General features: G+C 35.9%; 19 protein-coding genes. All 19 read right to left on the bottom strand.

Translation table 11 applies throughout. The annotated features are described in order from the left end of the window. Positions 1-118 precede the first annotated feature (118 nt). Complete coding sequence (locus tag ESZ54_RS00515) at positions 119-2,794, bottom strand: Ig-like domain-containing protein (RefSeq protein WP_136135715.1); 2,676 nt, start codon at positions 2,792-2,794, stop codon at positions 119-121. Positions 2,795-2,831: 37 nt separating this feature from the next. Continuing rightward, a complete protein-coding gene (locus ESZ54_RS00520) occupies positions 2,832-3,650 on the bottom strand; it encodes a WxL domain-containing protein (protein WP_136135716.1) in 819 nt (272 codons plus the stop codon). Positions 3,651-3,673: 23 nt separating this feature from the next. Beyond that, positions 3,674-4,489 (bottom strand): WxL domain-containing protein, encoded by an 816-nt coding sequence (locus ESZ54_RS00525; protein WP_136135717.1) that lies wholly within the window; start codon positions 4,487-4,489, stop codon positions 3,674-3,676. Between the two features lie 20 nt (positions 4,490-4,509). Continuing rightward, on the bottom strand, positions 4,510-5,307 hold the full coding sequence (locus tag ESZ54_RS00530) for a WxL domain-containing protein (RefSeq protein ID WP_136135718.1): 798 nt from the start codon (positions 5,305-5,307) through the stop codon (positions 4,510-4,512). Positions 5,308-5,323: 16 nt separating this feature from the next. After that, on the bottom strand, positions 5,324-6,184 hold the full coding sequence (locus ESZ54_RS00535) for a WxL domain-containing protein (protein WP_162615043.1): 861 nt from the start codon (positions 6,182-6,184) through the stop codon (positions 5,324-5,326). A gap of 20 nt (positions 6,185-6,204) precedes the next feature. Further along, entirely contained in the window at positions 6,205-7,014 is an 810-nt protein-coding gene (locus ESZ54_RS00540; protein ID WP_136135720.1) for a WxL domain-containing protein, read from the bottom strand. Between the two features lie 15 nt (positions 7,015-7,029). Next, complete coding sequence (locus ESZ54_RS00545) at positions 7,030-7,413, bottom strand: LPXTG cell wall anchor domain-containing protein (protein ID WP_136135721.1); 384 nt, start codon at positions 7,411-7,413, stop codon at positions 7,030-7,032. 39 nt (positions 7,414-7,452) lie between these two features. Further along, a complete protein-coding gene (locus ESZ54_RS00550) occupies positions 7,453-8,292 on the bottom strand; it encodes a WxL domain-containing protein (RefSeq protein ID WP_136135722.1) in 840 nt (279 codons plus the stop codon). Between the two features lie 19 nt (positions 8,293-8,311). Beyond that, positions 8,312-9,217: a WxL domain-containing protein gene (locus ESZ54_RS00555; RefSeq protein WP_136135723.1), complete on the bottom strand. Its 906-nt coding sequence runs from the start codon at positions 9,215-9,217 to the stop codon at positions 8,312-8,314. Between the two features lie 197 nt (positions 9,218-9,414). Further along, the gene (gene lepB / locus ESZ54_RS00560) at positions 9,415-10,116 is read right to left on the bottom strand and encodes a signal peptidase I (RefSeq protein WP_136135724.1); all 702 of its coding nucleotides are present in this window, start codon (positions 10,114-10,116) and stop codon (positions 9,415-9,417) included. 84 nt (positions 10,117-10,200) lie between these two features. After that, positions 10,201-10,830, bottom strand: coding sequence for a hypothetical protein (locus ESZ54_RS00565; protein WP_136135725.1), 630 nt, complete (start codon positions 10,828-10,830; stop codon positions 10,201-10,203). A gap of 16 nt (positions 10,831-10,846) precedes the next feature. Continuing rightward, entirely contained in the window at positions 10,847-11,998 is a 1,152-nt protein-coding gene (locus ESZ54_RS00570) for a WxLIP family cell surface protein (protein WP_136135726.1), read from the bottom strand. Between the two features lie 180 nt (positions 11,999-12,178). After that, entirely contained in the window at positions 12,179-13,366 is a 1,188-nt protein-coding gene (locus ESZ54_RS00575) for an FtsW/RodA/SpoVE family cell cycle protein (RefSeq protein WP_136135727.1), read from the bottom strand. Beyond that, entirely contained in the window at positions 13,347-13,787 is a 441-nt protein-coding gene (locus ESZ54_RS00580; protein ID WP_136135728.1) for a LapA family protein, read from the bottom strand. The genes ESZ54_RS00575 and ESZ54_RS00580 overlap by 20 nt, the downstream gene beginning before the upstream one ends. Positions 13,788-13,799: 12 nt before the next feature. After that, positions 13,800-14,603, bottom strand: coding sequence for an SDR family NAD(P)-dependent oxidoreductase (locus ESZ54_RS00585; RefSeq protein WP_136135729.1), 804 nt, complete (start codon positions 14,601-14,603; stop codon positions 13,800-13,802). 10 nt (positions 14,604-14,613) lie between these two features. Next, positions 14,614-15,549, bottom strand: a complete 936-nt coding sequence (rnz, locus tag ESZ54_RS00590) for a ribonuclease Z (protein ID WP_136135730.1) — start codon at positions 15,547-15,549, stop codon at positions 14,614-14,616. Positions 15,550-15,681: 132 nt separating this feature from the next. Then, complete coding sequence (gene efaA / locus ESZ54_RS00595) at positions 15,682-16,623, bottom strand: Mn/Fe ABC transporter substrate-binding lipoprotein EfaA (RefSeq protein ID WP_136135731.1); 942 nt, start codon at positions 16,621-16,623, stop codon at positions 15,682-15,684. After that, positions 16,610-17,470 carry a metal ABC transporter permease gene (locus ESZ54_RS00600; RefSeq protein WP_136135732.1) on the bottom strand — a complete coding sequence of 287 codons (861 nt, stop codon included), beginning with the start codon at positions 17,468-17,470 and terminating at the stop codon, positions 16,610-16,612. Before ESZ54_RS00600 ends, efaA begins: the two co-directional genes overlap by 14 nt. Next, complete coding sequence (locus ESZ54_RS00605; protein ID WP_136135733.1) at positions 17,470-18,213, bottom strand: metal ABC transporter ATP-binding protein; 744 nt, start codon at positions 18,211-18,213, stop codon at positions 17,470-17,472. Before ESZ54_RS00605 ends, ESZ54_RS00600 begins: the two co-directional genes overlap by 1 nt. Positions 18,214-18,387: the final 174 nt, after the last annotated feature.

Raw genomic sequence — 18,387 nt, forward strand, 5'->3', positions numbered from 1 at the left:
CAAGCTCTTATCAACAAAAATATTTACAGCTTCCCAAAACAAAAAAAAGACACATTTAAACTTTCATTTAAACGTGTCTCATTTCATCTCATTTTCTAATCCTTAAAAACATCACTTATTATAGTTCATCACTTAGAATCCAAGTCATGGTTCCTTTAAATTCACCAAGCATAGAACCTCCACCTTGAACATCCAATTTCATCTTATCCGAAACGCCAAACGTTTGTTTTCCTTTATTAGGAGTTGCATCACGTTTTATTTCAACGTCGTTAGTTGTCTGTAAGCTATTTCCATCATATGAAACCACGCCACCTAATGCTGTCCCGTTTCTCTTAAAGCCAGAGAATTTACCAGATACTTTCCAAGGTGTAATTTTTTCATTTGCATTCTCATGCGTATTAATGACTTCTACAGTTGGATTTCCTTCGACATTTTTAGTTTCATTAAAAATAGATAAACTATGTTCACCGAAATCAAGTTTTGGTGGTTTGATAGTAAATTTTGGTTTAAAATACATTGTGATTACTGTTGGTTTATCACCAACTTTACCATCATTTGTTACTATACCACCCACTTTAACCTCCATGCGATCAAAATCATAACCATCTGATTTTTTATCGTTTTCGGTTACTAGTGACCCAATTGAAGTACCTACTTCTTTCATCCCATGTTCAATCTTCGCACGACGATCAGTAGAATCTAAATTTTCAAAAACAGCTTTACCTGTTTCAACATTGATAAATTGTGTTTCAACTGTTACTTGATTCAAGTCGTAAAAAATATCGATGTTATTCAATGTAGGTGTTACTGGTATGTTAATTTGTCCACTAGCATCCACACCCGTTCGCGAAAGATTCAATTTATATTTTTGCCCAACTAAAAAATTAGGTAAACTAAATTGAATAGATTCATTCACTTTTTTGTCCAATTGTTTTGGTAAATTTAAGCCTGCCAAAGCACTTTCAGGAAGAAGTTCTTTATCAATCGGTCCTTTAGCTAGGTAGTAATTTATCATTACACGTTTCATTCGATTAATTTTAATCGTTTGAGGTTCAGTTACAAAACTAGAATAATTGTGTTTCAATGTAACTGTTAAGGTGTTTTCACCAATATCCAATTGAGCTTTAGGAATCGTAATACTCCAAGTCCCATTATCCGCTCCTGCGTTATATGTTTGACTACCGATGACTGTATTCCCTTTTTTAATTTCTACAGTTCCACCTTGTTTTGTCGCATCCGTCCATTTTCCAGTAATAACTTTACTGGGATCACCTTCCAGCATGTCGTACTCAGCTGGTTCAGCTTTAACAGTTGGAACTGGATAATAATCGACTACTCTTTTACCAGCAGCCACTTCGGCTTCAGTCCATTGACCAGTAAGTTTTCCAGTTGTTTTGTTATAACCAGGTGTTGCTGTATCGATTAAAAATTTGTTATCGGAGGTAATTGTAGGTAAGTTTACTTCATAATTCTCATCTTTCTTACCAGCTAATCCTGTCAGAATTGAATTAATTACCGTTGTTGTCCCTTTTACTTTTTGCTCAATTTCCATGTTTGGTAAGATAATAATATCTACTTTAACAGACCCAGTTCTGCCAGTAGAATCTTGTATCTGTAAAGTCATTGGATACTTACCAGGAGATAGGTTTCCAACTGGAACATCCAATTTAAAATTCCCTGACTCTGGATTATTTGTTGATTTTTTATATTTGTATGGGACAAGATCGCCATTGATCCAAGTTCCAGTTATTACTGCATCTTGATTAGCCTTACCTTCAGTGTCAAACCAATCACCTTTGATTTCAACTGTCTTACCTGCTAATGTTTCATATTCATCGTACTCAGGGGTCAATTCGGGATTAGTCGTAAAAAGTCCAAGTCCCGTATTAAATTCAAAAAAAGTACGACCTTTATCTGGTATTAAAGCTGGGCTTCTTTTTACAAATATTCCGGTATCCTCACCATTCAAAATGATTTTTTGAGGAGCGTCATCTGTCCAACCGTCAACACCGGTACCATTTGCATTTTTAGGTGTATACTTATTAAAAGTCCCGTCACTATACACAGCACCCATAAAATTTGTAGGGTTATCTTTATAGCGCTTAAATGTATAGTTTAACCTCACGTCAGTAGTATTTGTAATGTACATTCCTTTATTTGCACCTAGCGAACGTATTGGAACACGATCATTTTCATAAGTATATGGCCCCAAACAACTATCATGACCATACATAACACCATATGTTTTTGCTGAACCAGTATCATTCCAAATTGAAATTTCTGTTTTAATCCCAACAGAAGTTTCATTTGGTTCCATCAAAGTCTCCAAAACATACTTTCCATCTTTATTCAAGTAAACCAACGAAAACTTATCTGGTGATTCATATAAAACTCCACCAGTTTCTGAAAAACCACGTCCCATAGAAGTTGCATTTTTTTGTTCTAATATTTTTAATCCTAAGCCTCCAGTACCTGTTCCATCTTTGTATAAAGAATGAATTAAATCTGTTCCATTCTTGTAATAGGCAACATTAGCTCGTACTCTATTTACTTTAGAATTGTCGTCAGTACCACCAATTTTATACCAAAATTTTTCTGGTTTTCCTTCTGCATTTAGGATTTGCTTAACAACTGGATTGTTATTATTTTTGGGAGTGTATCCTTTTCCTTTGTAATAATCAATTCGATCTTGATACAAATCTGCATGTACAACTTCTTCACACGCAACAATACTCACAATTAAAGACATTACAACAAGTAATCCTGTCATTAATACTCTATTAATTCGTTTCACTTATATTTCCTCCTTTCTTAGTAGATTTGAGAAAATATTATAGTTGATCTGCTAGCGTCCAAGTAATTGTAGAAGTATACGTTTGATTAACACGTGGTTGATCACCTTGTGGCACAACTAATTTCAGACCTTCTGTTGTAGAAGTTGCAGTTGGGTACTTAGTGTCTGTTGTATTAGCAACATAGCTTTCATCAAATACTAATGAACTCGCCGCGTTATTGGTTGCTGAACCAACACCTTCACCAGGTTTTGTTGTTAACAATGTTTTATCCGCTTCTTCAAAAGTTTCTCCATCATTTAATCCAGACAATAAAGCTGTCGCTAATGGTCCGCCAGCTCCCTTGTCAGAAGTTTGGTTTGTTAATGTTTTTTTATACATTTTAATACGGGTATTATCTAATATATGTTCAGTTGCGTCAGAACCTGTTTTAAATTTTGTAGCTTTTACAAGTAACTTAAACCCTTTATCTCCACCACGTTCATCAATAACTTGAACAAATGGGGCAATAAACTTGTTTTCTGCTGTATCTTTATATTTATATTTAATTACTTGTGCTGAATACTCTTGATGCATAACTGATACTTTAGCATCTTTAAAAGTAATATTTGGAACAAAACCAATACGTAACCCACCTGTTGTTGATTTACCTTCAGAACCTTCAAGTTCAATTACTTGATTATTAGTTCCTGGTTTAATTAATGTAGCACCATCTTTAATTACTGGAGGATCCGTATTAGGAACAAAGTTTACTTTACCTTCTGTTGGTACAACAATATCCGCTGCATCCACTGTTGTTGCCACTCCTATTAAAACTAATCCGCTTAGGAGTAAGCTTGACATAACTGTTTTTTTCATGACTGTTTCTCCTTTATTTTTTATTATTGAACATTATTTAATTCCCATGTTAGTGTCGCTGTATACTTTTTAGTTGCTACTTTCACATCACTACTTGGACTGTGTAATTTAACGGCATTGTTTTTACCGTTTTCTTCTTTAATACCCACCATATCACTAGTTGTACGATCAAAGTCTGCAGGGCTTGCAAAAGCCACACTTGTTTTCGTACCATTTGTTGCACCAGGAACTTTAGTTTTAGCTAAGACAACACCGTTTTTGTCGATACGTTTTGGTGTTTCAAAAGTCTCTGCTGCGGCTTCTTGAATGATGTTTTTAAATGCATCACCATGATAAACACGGTTGGTACGTTGAACATCATACAATTCAATATATGTATTAGCCAAGATACCCGTACCATTTTCTTCTTTAAATTTGTCATCATCCGCCATTGAGACTTTTAATTCCCAAGTTTGATTTGGATTACCTGTTTCATCTGTTACTTGAACAAATGGTGTGTAATATGTCATCTCTTCTTGGCCTCTTATTTTCATAGGATTCCAAATTGATGCGTAGTCCTGATCGGCCGAACTAATTTTTTGACTACCAAAGTGAAAATTACTGATCCATTCTAAACGTAACGTCCCGTTTGAAAAACTACCATCTCCATCAGGATTTACCTTACCACCAGGTTCACCTGGAAGCTCAGGTTTACCACCTTCGTTGTCTTCATCTCCACCTGTTGTAAAAGTTACATCTCCAATCGTTTTTGCTGATGTAATAGGTGCTGCATTCGCACTTTGTGTTGTAAAAACAAATGCACCTAAAGTTATTGTTGATAACAAAAGAACTTTTTTCATTCTGCTTTCTCCTTTTCTTTTTATTTTCCGTCCGTAATTTCCCAAACTAAGTCAGTTGAATAGCCACTTGATGTGTCCTTCATGCCAGGAAGAACTTCTAAAGCAACAGCTGGATTTCTTTTTTCAATCTTTCCATCTTTCACTTTTTGATCAATTTTATTCGCTGTCGAACCAAAACGGACTGACCAACGACCAAATCCTTGTTTTTTAGCACCATCAGCTTTGGCTAAAACTGTGTTTGACGAAACGCGCATATACGGTGTGCCATTAATCGTATCACTTAAATTTTTATTTAATTCTGGGTAAAAATTTTCTTCTAATTGAGAATTACTACGAATATTCATGCCGTTAACGTAAAGATTCGCTTTAATCTCATGACCACTACCATTTTTGAAAACGCCATTATTCGAAAGTGTCACTGTCCAGCCTTTACCGCCACCACGAGCATCACTCACCTCAAAGAAATTCGGACGTTCTTTTGTATCATCTACCATCGGAAATCTTGCATAATAGTAGGCTTTTCCAACTGTTTTAATCACGTTGCTATCCCCAAAATCAACATTTGGGATATAAACAAATCTCAACGGTCCATCAGTTTTCTTACCTGGATCAACTGGTTTTGTTGGAACGATTGGTTTTGTTTTATCATCAGGATCTTTTTCATCACCTGGATCAGATGGTCCTCCATCGTCATCTCCATCGGAAAATTTGATATAACCTTTAGTTGTCGCTGCACCGCCATCCGCATGGACAGCTGGTACGGCAACTAAAAGTCCTCCGAGACAAAGTGTTGAAATTAATAATATACTTTTTTTCATGACTTCATCCCCCTTATTATTTAACTTGAGATAGTGTCCATACTAATGTTGTTTCGTATGCTCCACCATTGTCTGTATCAATAATTTGAGTTGGTACTGTTAAACGTACACCTGGGTTAAGTCCTTTTTTCTTATTGTTCACTTCGCCAGTTGTACCATTACCATCTAAACCTTGACCTGATGTTTTTTCATCGATTCCACCAAAACCAATTGACCATTTACCATAACCTTGTTTTTTAGCTGGGTCTGCTTTGAAAATTGCTACCTCAGTTGTTGTATCTGCATATGAGATATTTGTATATTCATCTGTCTTGATTGCAGATTCTGGTTTGAATGTCGTTGCTTCTGGTTCATTAAATGTATTTGTTCTGACGTTTCCACCTTTTAATGAAAGTCCTGCCTTAATTGTTCCACCACCATTAACGCCCGTTTTTGTGAAACGTCCATTATGAGAAACAGATACTGACCAGCCTTTTGCTCCCCCACGTAAATCTTGAACTGCTACTAATGTTGGGTAAACGCCATCTGCTTTTGTTTTATCTTCTTTAGTATATTTACGTGTTTGGAATTGAGCAAAATAGTTTTGTGTAAACGGTGCTAATTCGACTTCACCAAAATTAATTTTTGGTAAATCAACAAACTTTAACGGACCTTTATTTCCTGGTTCTGTTAAATCTCCAGGCATTGGATCTGGGTCAGGATTTCTTTTCGTACTTGGATCTGGGTTTGGTGTTGGTGTTGGAATTTCTACTTCTTCCGTACCACCTTGAGTAAATTTAATATCAGCTTTAGTTGTCGCACTTCCTTCTGCATGTGCAACAATTCCAGTTGTTAATACTAAACCACAAGTTAATAAACCTAATGTTACTTTTTTCATCTCGTTCATCCTTTCTTTTTCTATTTAACGTCTCCAAAAGTCCAAACTAAATTAGTTTGGTATTTTCCGGGTTCCTTAATTGAACCTTTAGGGAAGAATAATGATACACTTTTCTCACCATTTTCAACTGTTTTTCCAAACAGAATATGCCAACGACCTTGGCCTTGCATCCCTTTAGCTTCTCCAACTAATTTTGGTGCATTATCTTTTCCAGTTAATTCCACGCCTTTTTTTTGTATCGTAATATTGGCAGGATTTTGGAAATCATTTAAGTCAGTTAAAATTGGACTTACCAAAATATTATCTAAACGTAAAGACATATTATCAATTGTTGTTTCATTTTCATTTTTTAAAGGGCCTTCTAATTGTACATATACTTTCCAACCATTTTTAGATCCACTAGCATCTGAAATTTGAACAAAATTCGGTTTTTTTACTGTTTGGTGACCGCCACTTTTATCCACACGAATTTCATCATTTTTAGCAAAGAATGTATTATCTTTACCCTTTTCATAGAATTGTGTTCCAAATTTAAAATTGGAAATATAGCTAATACTATATGGTCCTTCCGTTGCTCCATCAGTTGTTTCAATGAGTTCTTCGTCTTCTTCAGCACCTTGGCCTGGGTTTACCGGATAATCCGGATCAGGATTACCTTTCAGTCCAACGTTGCCTTTAGTTGAAGCACGACCGCCAGCTTTACCAACATTCTGAACATTTTCCTGTTCGCCTTGAGTTTTTTCATCTTCGGCAGAGACAAATGTTGGAGCAACAGACGCTGAAAGCAGAATAATACTAGATACCAAAACTAAATTTATCCATTTACGCATTTCTTATTGCCCCTTTCATTCATTCGTTTTTCTTTGACGTTGCCAAAAAATCAAACCACTCATAATTACAAGCAGTGCGCTACCTAGAACAACAAAGTGATTTTGAGGTGCTTCATCAGTTTGTGGGAGATATTTAATGATTCCACTACCACCTGAACCTGTTCCTTTACCACTAGTAAATGTTGTTTTAGTCGTTGTTGTATCAGTACCACTTGAAGTACCTGACGAACTTGACGTACTACTCGTAGAAGTTGATGTACTTGTTGTCGTTGTCTTTTCCTTAAGCTCAATTTCAACATTATTTTGTCCTGGTGTGGCTTGGACAACTAACGAAGCGGATGCGATGACAATGAAACAAGTTAGGAACATCACAAGAACTTTTGTACTAATTTGTTTCATGTTAATCCTCCTTAAATTGTTTTAACATTAAAACTCCGACTAAACACCTTTTTCTAATACCCATGTAATGTTAGTCACATATGTTTTACCAGCTTTTGGTCGTTCACCGGCTGGTACGTTTAGTAAAACATTTTTCATTTTAATATTATCTGGTGTTGAGTAATCAATCGTATGTTTGTAATCAGCTTGGAAAACTGAAGATGATGCAGACGCATTTGTATCAACATCTGTTTTTGAGTTCATAATCACTACATCATTTGAAGGTACTAAAAATTGGCTGCCTTCTGCAGCGAAACCTGCAAGCATACTTGCAGCATCAGCATCTCCTGCTCCACCATCTAATAATGTATTTCTAAGTGTTTGGCCTGTAAATTCGATACGAGTATTTTGTAAATCAGTCGTTTCAACCAGTCCTGTTGTCTCTTTAACTTTAAAGACTTCCGCACCAGCTTTTACTTCAAAGCCATCTTTATTACCAGTTTCGTCAATTACTTGAACGAATGGTGGGATTTTAAATTTTGGATTTTCTGCTTCAGCTGCAGTTTCGGGATCTTTTTCTGTATACTCTAACGGTAATGCAGGATGTCTTTCAGAAACTGAAGATACTTTTACAGAACCAAATTTAATATTTGGAACAAATGAGAAACGTAAGTCATCACCAGTACTTGTTCCTTCAGTTTTTTGATTAAGGTAAATAACCTTTTCTTTAGTTCCTGGTTTAACAAGTTTGATTGCTTTGTCAGGATCAACGGGGCCGCCACCTTTTGTAAATGATACTTCCCCAGTAGTTTTAACATCTTCTGCATTTACTGTTTGACTCATTAATACAAATGTTGAAGCTAATAATCCTGTACCAATTAATAATGTTGCCTTTTTCATAACTGTCTCCTCCTTATTTTTATGCTGGACCTGGTTCGTTTGAAATCGTCCATTCTAATGTTGATTTATAAGTTGCCTTGTCTCCATCTGTATTGATAACTTGTGCAGGTACTTCAAGTTTAATACCTGAATTTTTACCTTTTTTAGCCATATCAATTGTCGGATTCTGAGTGCCTGCTGGAATTTGTACATTACCATCTAAACCATAACCAGTTGTTTTATCTTCTTCTTTTGTAGAACCATAACCAACTGACCATTTACCATAACCTTGACCTACTTTAGCTTGAACTAAAGTCACATCTGAATCTGTTGAGATATTAAAGTAATTACCGTCTGCTAACCCTGTGAGATAACTTGGTTTTTGTGCATCACCTGAAGTTGATCCATCAGAGAATGTGCCAGAACGAACGTTTGGTTTTTTAAACCATAGTGTTGCGTTTATTTTTTCGTTCGAGCTGTTAGTAAACTCTCCACTGTTCTTAACTTTAACTGTCCAACCTTTTGCACCACCACGAACATCTTCAACTGTAAAGAATGTTGGATAGATACCCGCTTCAACTTTTGTTCCATCTTCTTTTGTGTACGGTCTGTTCATATAATTAGCATAGTAGTTTTGCGTTTGTGCAATCAATGCTGTTTTTCCAAATGAAATATTTGGAACATACGTGAATCTCAATGGACCTTTTTGTCCTGGCTCAGCAGGATTATACACATGTGGATCTGGATCTGGTGTACGAGGATCATTTGGATCTGGGTTTGGATCTTTTGTTGGAACAATCACTTCTCCGCCACCAGGTTCAAATGTAATATCTGCCTCAGTTTTACTTTGTCTAGCATCAGGTGTATCAGGTGCTGCATGTGCTGTTAATGCTAATCCAGATAACACAACCGTACAAAGCGTCAAACTTGTCATAACTCGTTTCATCTCAATTCCTCCTTTATATATTTGCAAACTCTTACAACAAAGCTCTTTTAAGCTTTACAAACCATCTTTCCTATTTTTTTAAAATACAAAAAAACACAGAAAAGAGTATAAGAATTCACCATAAAGTAATTATAATACATAACATACTTTAGTGTCAATTTTAGCTCTAAGCTGTGTTCTTTTTTATCTATTAATCATTATTTGTTTTTTATTTTTTTTAACGGCCAAAACATCATATCTGCTTTACCATAAACCTCATGAATTGGTACTAATCCATAGTAACGACTATCGTAAGCCTGCAATCGATTATCTCCTAAAACTAATATCATATCTTCAGGAATCTTGTCTGCTTCAATCATTGATTCAGTTAACGATTTAGTCGCTTCCAAAAACTGTTTCATTGAAACAGTTTCTAATCGCTCTTCTTGTGTCTGTTTTACTTCTTGAGTAAAGTACGTCTCTTGTAAAATCACACCATCAATAACAACGGAGTTGTCTGACAGATAATCAACCTTTTGTCCTGGAAGACCCACGACACGTCGAACTTGTTGATAACGTGTATCGTCGGGAGATGTCAAAATGACAACATCGCCAAGTTTCAAATTATCTGTTCTTTTGTAAAAGAGCCCCACTCCTTCTGGAAGGGTAGGATCCATTGAATCGTCAATCACTCTTGCGGTTCCCATTGTGAAAATAAAGAGAACAATCCAAATCGCAAACAACGATGCTCCAACAACTAACCCGATTAGCAACATGCTCTTTTTACTTACACTATTTTCGTTCCTCTTCTTTGGTGAATTGCGATAATTTTTATTATTAATAGATTGGGGTGGTCTTCGAGATGAATTATTTCTACCTGAAGGTGGCTTTCTCTTACCTACAGGTGGTTTTTTCCTCATTTGCGGTCTATTATTTGGACCTGGATAAGGTTTTCTTTTTCTCTCAGATGCATTCACACAACCACTCCCCTTTTTCTACTCATATTAATGCGAGTCCTCTTTCGAAAGTGTTAATGTGTTGCTCGCAAATCCTGTATTTCTCATTTTAACTTCTTTTCCCTTAATACCTTTGCCAAATCCAGTTAATTCATAATAAAAGAGATGGTCTATATTCGATTCTCGAAAAGCCGCCTTAACTGCTGATTCTTTATACTTTAATAAAAGCTCTTCCTCAGTATTTTTTTCAATTTCATAAGCTTCAGTATTTTTTTCAAACTCGTTTATGACGTTTTCAGGTAGCCCTTTTTTGAAGACTTCTAAATAAACTTGATTATTTTTAGTCTTATATCGATTACTTCCTGAAGCATATAAATCCCCTTTAAATATAAGTGTTAGATTAGCGGATTCTTGAATATTTTCAATTTTAAAAGTCGACTTATTTCCATGATTTTCGACAATATAATTTCCAGATTGACTATCCACCCAAGTTCCTTCAAATTTTGACAGAAACGGATATAATCTTAATAGTCCAAAAATACCAGCACTTAGCAAAAGAACAATTAATCCCGTTAAGACGCCTTTTAAAATCTTACTACCACGCCCTTTTTGTTCAAGTTCTTGCAGTTCTTGTTCCTCTTCTGCTGTTAATTCAATTAAATCTTCTTGGTTTTCCATCCTGCTTCCTCAATTTCTATTTTTTTGGTCTTGGTTTTTGTTTAGGTCTAGGTCCAGATCCTGGTCCACCTCTATTAGGTCTACGGTTTGGATTCTTACCTGCTTTTTTTCGTTTTTTAAGTTGTATACGTCGTTGTTCTTCTTTTTTCTTTTTAAGGAAAATAAAGATAATGATTAAAATAATGAGTAACAACAATGTAATCAAACCAATAATAATATAAAGTTTTGTATTATCTTGATCTAAATCAACGGCAGTTTTATTAAATTTCTTCGCATCATTTTCAGTTATTTCAAAATTCTTTGTCCAATTCCATTTTTGTTTTGTATCTTTTGATTCTGCACGCATATTTAATGTATATTTTCCGGCTTTAAAAGGCTGGCTTTCCCAGCTAACATCAAAGTTAAAGTTGGAATTTGGGGCAAAACGATATTTTTGAGCTTGCGCTTTATGAAGAACTTTTTTATTACCTTCTTTTGTAACTTCAGCATAATACTCAATGTCTTCAAGTACAGTTGGCTGACTATTTTGAACATTTGCTTTTACTACATTTCGACCAGCGGTTTGACCAGGGAATACTTTTAATAAATCAAGCTCAGCTTTAACTGGTTCGTCCGTTTCTGTTAAGTTAATCGCGACAGAATACGCCACTTTATTCTTGATTTTCATGCCGCCACTATCTTTAGCATCTTTTTTCTCTTCTTCGTCTGGTGTTGTAACGCGAATACCACCTAAGATGCTTCCGTTATATTTTTCAGCCGGCATTGTCAATTTTATTTTAACAACTTGCTTGCTTTTTGCCTTTACTGTCACTTCTTTAGGAACTTGAGCAACATCTGATAAAGCAAGTTTTAAAGTATTATCCCGCTTAACTTTTCCACCACGATCTGAATAATCTATTGAACCCGCATCATTTGTTGTCGCATTATTAATCTGCAATAATATTTTTTGATCTTTATCTGATGAATTATTTAATTCAAAATCAAGCTCTTGTTTTTGATTAGGTTGCATACGTAAATCATAATACGTAACATCCTTATTATGTTGATTTTTTGGTAAAACGGCATTAACCGAAACGGCTAACGATTGATCTGCGTGTACTGATGTTTGACCAGACACTAAAATAAGTAAACTTAATAAGACCATTATGACGATATTCTTTTTTTTCATTGCTTTGCTCCTTAATTGTTAGTCATAGAATTTTAGCTTGCACAAAATTAATTATACATTTTATTTGTTTTTATATCAATATAAGGTTATTTTTAACGCGCTTCAATACACATAATGATGATATAAAAAAAGGAGCATGATACTTGGTATCACACTACTTCTTAAACATTCTTTAGTTTTTTAATAGTCCATCAATTTTTCACCAGGGCGATATTGATAGCGCATTAACATCACCAAGCCAATCCCAATCATATTACTAATGATGGCCGAACCACCCTGACTAATAAGTGGCAGTGGAATCCCAGTTAATGGGAGTAAACCGATATTAGCACCAATATTTTCAAACACATGGAACAGAATCATCATGATGACACCTGTTGCAATGTAAGAGAAAAACTCATTGTTTGTATCAAAACAAACGCGAATCATGCGGTAGATTAACATAAAGTAAACCAAGATGACAAAACAGCCACCTAGGAACCCAAAATTCTCACCAATGACAGAGAAAATCATATCTGATTCACGCACGGGTACGTAGATTTCAGAAACATTGAAACCTTTACCAAACATCCCACCTGAACCAATCGCTTTTAATGCTTGAGCTTGTTGATAGGATTGGCCTGTGGCATCATGGAAAGGATCAATCCATGAATCGATACGGGCAAATTGGTAACTCTTGAAGCCAACTTTATATAAGAATTCACGGCCGGCATCTGTTGTAACTAGGTAAAGAACGCCACCACCTAAAACAACAAAACTAATAATAACTGGCACAATAATCTTCCAAGAAATGCCTGACATGATGAACACACCACCTAAAATAGCAACAAATACTAGCAGTGTTCCAAAGTCATCTTGTAAAATCAAAAGAATCGCGACGGGCAGCATGACTAAAATCATTTTTAAGATTAGAATCCCATCTGTTTTTAGCGTTCGTTTGACATATTTTAGATTATGCTGCGTAATGACATACGCCAACATCAAAATAAAGACAATTTTCATTAATTCCGCAGGTTGGAAGGTCAATGAACCAAAGCGGAACCAGTTTTTAGAACCGGTTTTAGTTTCTAAAAACGGATCATAGTAGAAGAGTAAAGCGACCATCACTCCTAAACCGGCGACGTAACTAGCGGGTGTCAGGCGCCAAATCATCTTCGGCTTAAATTGCATAATAATAAATACGATGACGGCACCCAATAGGTACCAAACACCTTGTTGTAGCATTAATTTTGTCACATTGACGCTTCTTGAATCATGGGTTAATGCGACATAATAGGACAACATTCCGATAATCGCTAATAAAAATACCGATAGAATGATGCCGTAATCGACTTGTTTTTCAGCTTTTTTATATGCTCTCAATCTCATTCTCACTTTCTTTTCGTTCTTGATATTCCGTTTCATCAGCATAATAGGTTGGCAAGTCAGACATGACTTGCGAGACGATACTATGTTTTAAATTCGATAATTCTGCACTCTTTGTCGTCAACTCTTCTTCTAATTTCACGATTTTTTCTTGTAATTCTAAATCATAGGGTGTTTTACGTTTGAAAGCTAATTGTTCTTTCAATGTTTTAATCTCTTTCTTATCTGCACGTGAACGGAAATAAAAGAATAAGGACGCAATTAATGCACCAATCAAAACGCTGGCGATTAAAACTATCACGAGTGGTAATTTGACTTGTGCAAACAGAAAATTCACAACCGTATCTTGCGCATTCGTGACAGCAAACAAAACAAAAATGACGACCAAAACAATCATTAAATAGAAACTTATTTTCTTCTTCATTTGACTCTCTCCTTATTTTTTATTAAAAACCGTGCGTGCTAGGTAATCCCCAATATGTGGGAATAACTGATAGGTTGTGCTCCCCATGGCCATCAAGAGTGGCGTATTGATTTCTCTTGTATAACGACCCATCTTCGAGACAACCTTTTTCGCTAAATCTTCTGGTTGGATCACAAAAGCAGCCACCTGTTTTAAATAATCTCCACTTGGATCAGCTTGATCAAAAAATGGAGTCTCGATTGGTCCCGGATTAACTGTTGTGACCGCAATATTAAACGGACGCAGTTCCAAGCGTAGACTGTTGGAATAACCAATCACAGCAAACTTACTTGCTGCATAACTACTTGATTTGGGTGTTGCCATTTTACCCGCTTGTGACGCGATATTAATAATATGACCATAACCTGTTGCCGCCATCTTTAAAGCAATCTGTTGTGTGACATGGATTAAACCTAAGACATTGACTTGAAACATCTGATTGGTTACTGAAAACGGTGTTTCTAACGCTGTTTCAAAAACACCCATCCCGGCACAATTCACCAGACAATCAATTGTCGGAATTGTTTCTTTAATAAAATCTAATCCCCGTTGGCAATTGTCAAATTCCCCAATATCTAAAATGACAGTATGGACTTGTTGACCTGACAATTCACAACATGTATCTGCCACTTCTTTGAGTTTGTCCCCACGACGTGCACACAAAACTAATTGTGCACCAGATCGAGCTGCCTCATATGCAATTTGTTCTCCAAAACCACTTGAAGCTCCCGTAATCATTACCGTACGTCCCCAAAGTTTTTTAAATACCCGGGCCATTTTAAGTCACCTACTTTTCTTTCACTAATGGAATCGTCACGCAGTCAAAATCTTGCATGATTCTCGATTCTTTAAAAATGGCTTGCGCTTCTTTCTGTAAGTCATGCACCATAAAGCCTAAATAACGCGAACTAATATGCGTTAAGAGTAATTTTTTAACATTTGCTTTTTGTGCCACGCGTGCCGCTTGAGCTGTTGTCGAATGGTAATAGTTGCGTGCCATTTTAGCTTCTGCTTCTTTAAAGGTACTTTCATGGACCAACACATCCGCGTCTTGCGCTAAAGTTAAGATATTTGGTGTCTGACGTGTGTCACCTAAAATCGTGACGATCCGACCTTTCACTGTTTCACCAACAAAATCAAGACCATTAATTGTGCGACCATCCGGCAAGGTTACCGTTTCGCCATCTTTGATTTTTTTATAGATTGGTCCAGCAGGCACATCTAAAGCTTTTAGTTTTTCAACTTGTAATTCTCCTGGTAAATCTTTTTCTTCAACCCGGTAACCAAAGCATTCGATGCGATGATCCAAAGTATCACATAAAATACGGATCCCTTTGTCTTCATAAAGCACTCCCGACTGACTAATTTCAATAATTTTTAATTGATATTTTAAATGTGTATCGGTCACTTTAAGACTGATATCAATAAATTCTTTTAAACCTTTAGGTCCGTAAATTTCAAGTGTGCCTTCGCCCCCTTGGAATGAACGACTACTTAAAAATCCCGGTAACCCAAAAATATGATCACCATGAAGATGAGTAATAAAAATTTTCGTGATTTTTCGTGGTCGAATAGCTGTCTTTAAGATTTGTTGTTGTGTCGCTTCCCCACAATCAAACAACCAGACTTCATTTCTCTCATCAAGCATCTTAAGTGCGATACTTGTCACATTTCTTTGTTTTGATGGCACCCCTGCGCCAGTTCCTAAAAATTCTAATTCCATGCTATTCCTACTTTTCTTTAAAGTTTCACTAGTAATACTTTATAACGCATCGCGTTTAAATACAAATAAAAAAAAGAAAAAGTGGCGAAATTTTAAACTCTCCCACTTTTTCTTCTATTATACACTCTTTTCTTATTGACTTAAACCATCATGTATCTTGTCTAAGTTCCATTTCATCATTGTATAGTATGTATCGCCATCTTTACCTTCTTTACCAAGTGAATCGGTAAAAATTGTTTCGTAAATTGGTAATTTTGTTTCGCGTGATACACTTTCCATACTTCTTGGGTCAACACTTTGTTCTACGAATAGAACAGGTACTTTTGTTTTCTTGATTTTATCAATAATTTGTGACATTTGATCTGGTGTGCCTTGACTTTCAGTGTTGATTTCCCAGATATATGCTGCTTTTAAACCATATGCTTTTGAGAAGTATTTGAAGGCACCTTCACTGGTTACCAACAATTTTTTATCTTCTGGAATATCTTTAAAGCGACCCGCAGCCTCTATATCTAATTCTTTTAACTTATTAATATATGCTTTGGCATTTTTTTCATAATCTGCCTTATGTTCTGGATCTTTTTTTACAAAAGTATCGCGAATATTTTCAACATACTTAATGCCGTTGTCTAAATCCAACCAAGCGTGAGGATCTTGTTCACTTTCTTGACCTTTGCTTGTCAAGAATTGAGGTTCAACACCTTTACTGACAACGAAGTAATCTTCTTCTTTTTTCTTCTTAGCAGTTGTCATTAGTTTTTCAAACCAACCATTACCACCTGTTTCTAAGTTTAACCCATTATAAAGAATCACTTTAGCATCTGTCGCTTTTGAGATATCTTCTGGTAAGGGTTCGTACTCATGAGGGTCCGTTCCACGAGGCACAATACTGTGCATCTCGATATTGTCTTTCCCTACTTCTTGTGCCATGTCAGCGATAATTGAGTTTGTCGCGACAACTTGCATTTTTGATGAATCTGCGGCTTCTGTTGAGGCCGAATTATTGTTATTACTGCAGCCGTTAAACAGGAACAATCCTGCAAGCATTGCTGCGGCTAGTTTAAATTTCTTCATGGCTAAGCTCCTTTGTGTTGTTTTTTTTGAAAAAGCCTTGTTTAGGCGAAAAGATAAAAGCAATCATAAAGAAGACTGCAGTTGTTAATACAATCGTTGCACCAGATGCTAGATTGTAACTATAACTAAAGAATAAACCGATAATCGCGCTCACAATGCCGATACCACTTGATAAGAACATCATAACAACGAGACGATCTGTTAATAAATAGGCTGTTGCCGCTGGTGTCACTAACATTGCAACTACAAGTACAGTACCTACTGTTTGGAGGGAAGATACTGCCACAAGTGTTAAGAAAAACATTAACGCATAATGGATGACTTGAACCTTTAATCCATAAGCTTGTGCCATCACTGGGTCAAAAGAACTTACCAATAATTCTTTATAGAATAAGCCAATGAAAACTGCAACTGCAATTGCCACACCAGCTGTAGTATATAAATCACTTGGACGAACAGCCAACACATTACCAAAGAGAATATGGTAGAGGTCGGTCGAACTTTGGGCAAATGAGATTAAGATAATCCCTAAAGCAAAGAACGAACTAAACACAATCCCAATTGCGGTATCGTTTTTAAGTTGACTTTTTTGTGTGACAAAGCCAATTAACGCCGCTGCTAAAATACCAAAGAGTGATGCACCAATCATATAATTAGCACCCACAATATAAGAAACCGCCACACCCGGTAAGACCGCATGAGAAATCGCATCTCCCATCAGTGACATCCCTCTTAAAATAATAAAACTTCCAATTAAACCTGAGACTGCTCCAACAATCACAGAAGTTATTAACGCATTTTGTAAGAAATCATAGGTCATTAACCCATCAATAAAATTTTGAATCATTAGTCACTCACTCCTTTAATTACAATTTCACCCATTGATTCACCATAAGCCTCTTGGATGTATTTCGTACGGAAGACATCTTCCACAGGACCTGCAGCAACTAAATGTTTGTTTAATATCACAAGATCATCAAAATATTCGCGCGTGCGGTGTAAATCATGATGGACGATAACAATCATCTTGCCAGCTTCTTTTAATTCTTTCAGTAGATCAACAATTAATTTTTCACTGACCATATCAATCCCAACAAATGGTTCATCTAAGAATATGATTTCAGCATCTTGGGCTAGTGCGCGAGCAATAAAGACACGTTGCAATTGACCACCAGAAAGGTTGCCAATTTGACGGTCGGCAAATTCAGTCATTTGAACTTTCGCTAAACATTCTTGCACCTTTTGTTTTTCTTTTTTACCAGGGCGTTTGAAGAGTCCCAATTTGGGATAAGTTCCCAATAACACAACTTCACTCACTCTAATTGGGAAAGTTAAGTCGATAGCACTTCTTTGTTCAACATACGCAATGCGTTTGCGGAAATCGTCTAAGGGTTTACCATCCACCTTCACGACTCCTGATTCTTTTTTAATTAGTCCAACAATACTTTTAATTAAAGTTGACTTCCCAGCACCGTTTGGTCCGATAATACCGGTGATACTGCCTGAAGTCAGGTTTAAACTAATATTTTGAAGAGCAATCTTATCTTGGTACGCGACACTGAGTTGCTCGATTTCAATAGTATGATTCATGTAACTCACTCTTTTCTAAACTTCCAAATATTTTTTTAGGCTTACCTAAAACCTAATGAAAGTATAGCAAATATTATTTAATTAAGCAAGTGAAATTGATTATTATTTTCAATTAGTATGGTTACGCTTTAGTTTGTATCAACTACTCGCAACAAAGTAAGCGCTACCTTTTGT

This window comes from Vagococcus silagei (genome assembly GCF_004795745.1).
In the GTDB taxonomy this organism is placed as follows: domain Bacteria; phylum Bacillota; class Bacilli; order Lactobacillales; family Vagococcaceae; genus Vagococcus; species Vagococcus silagei.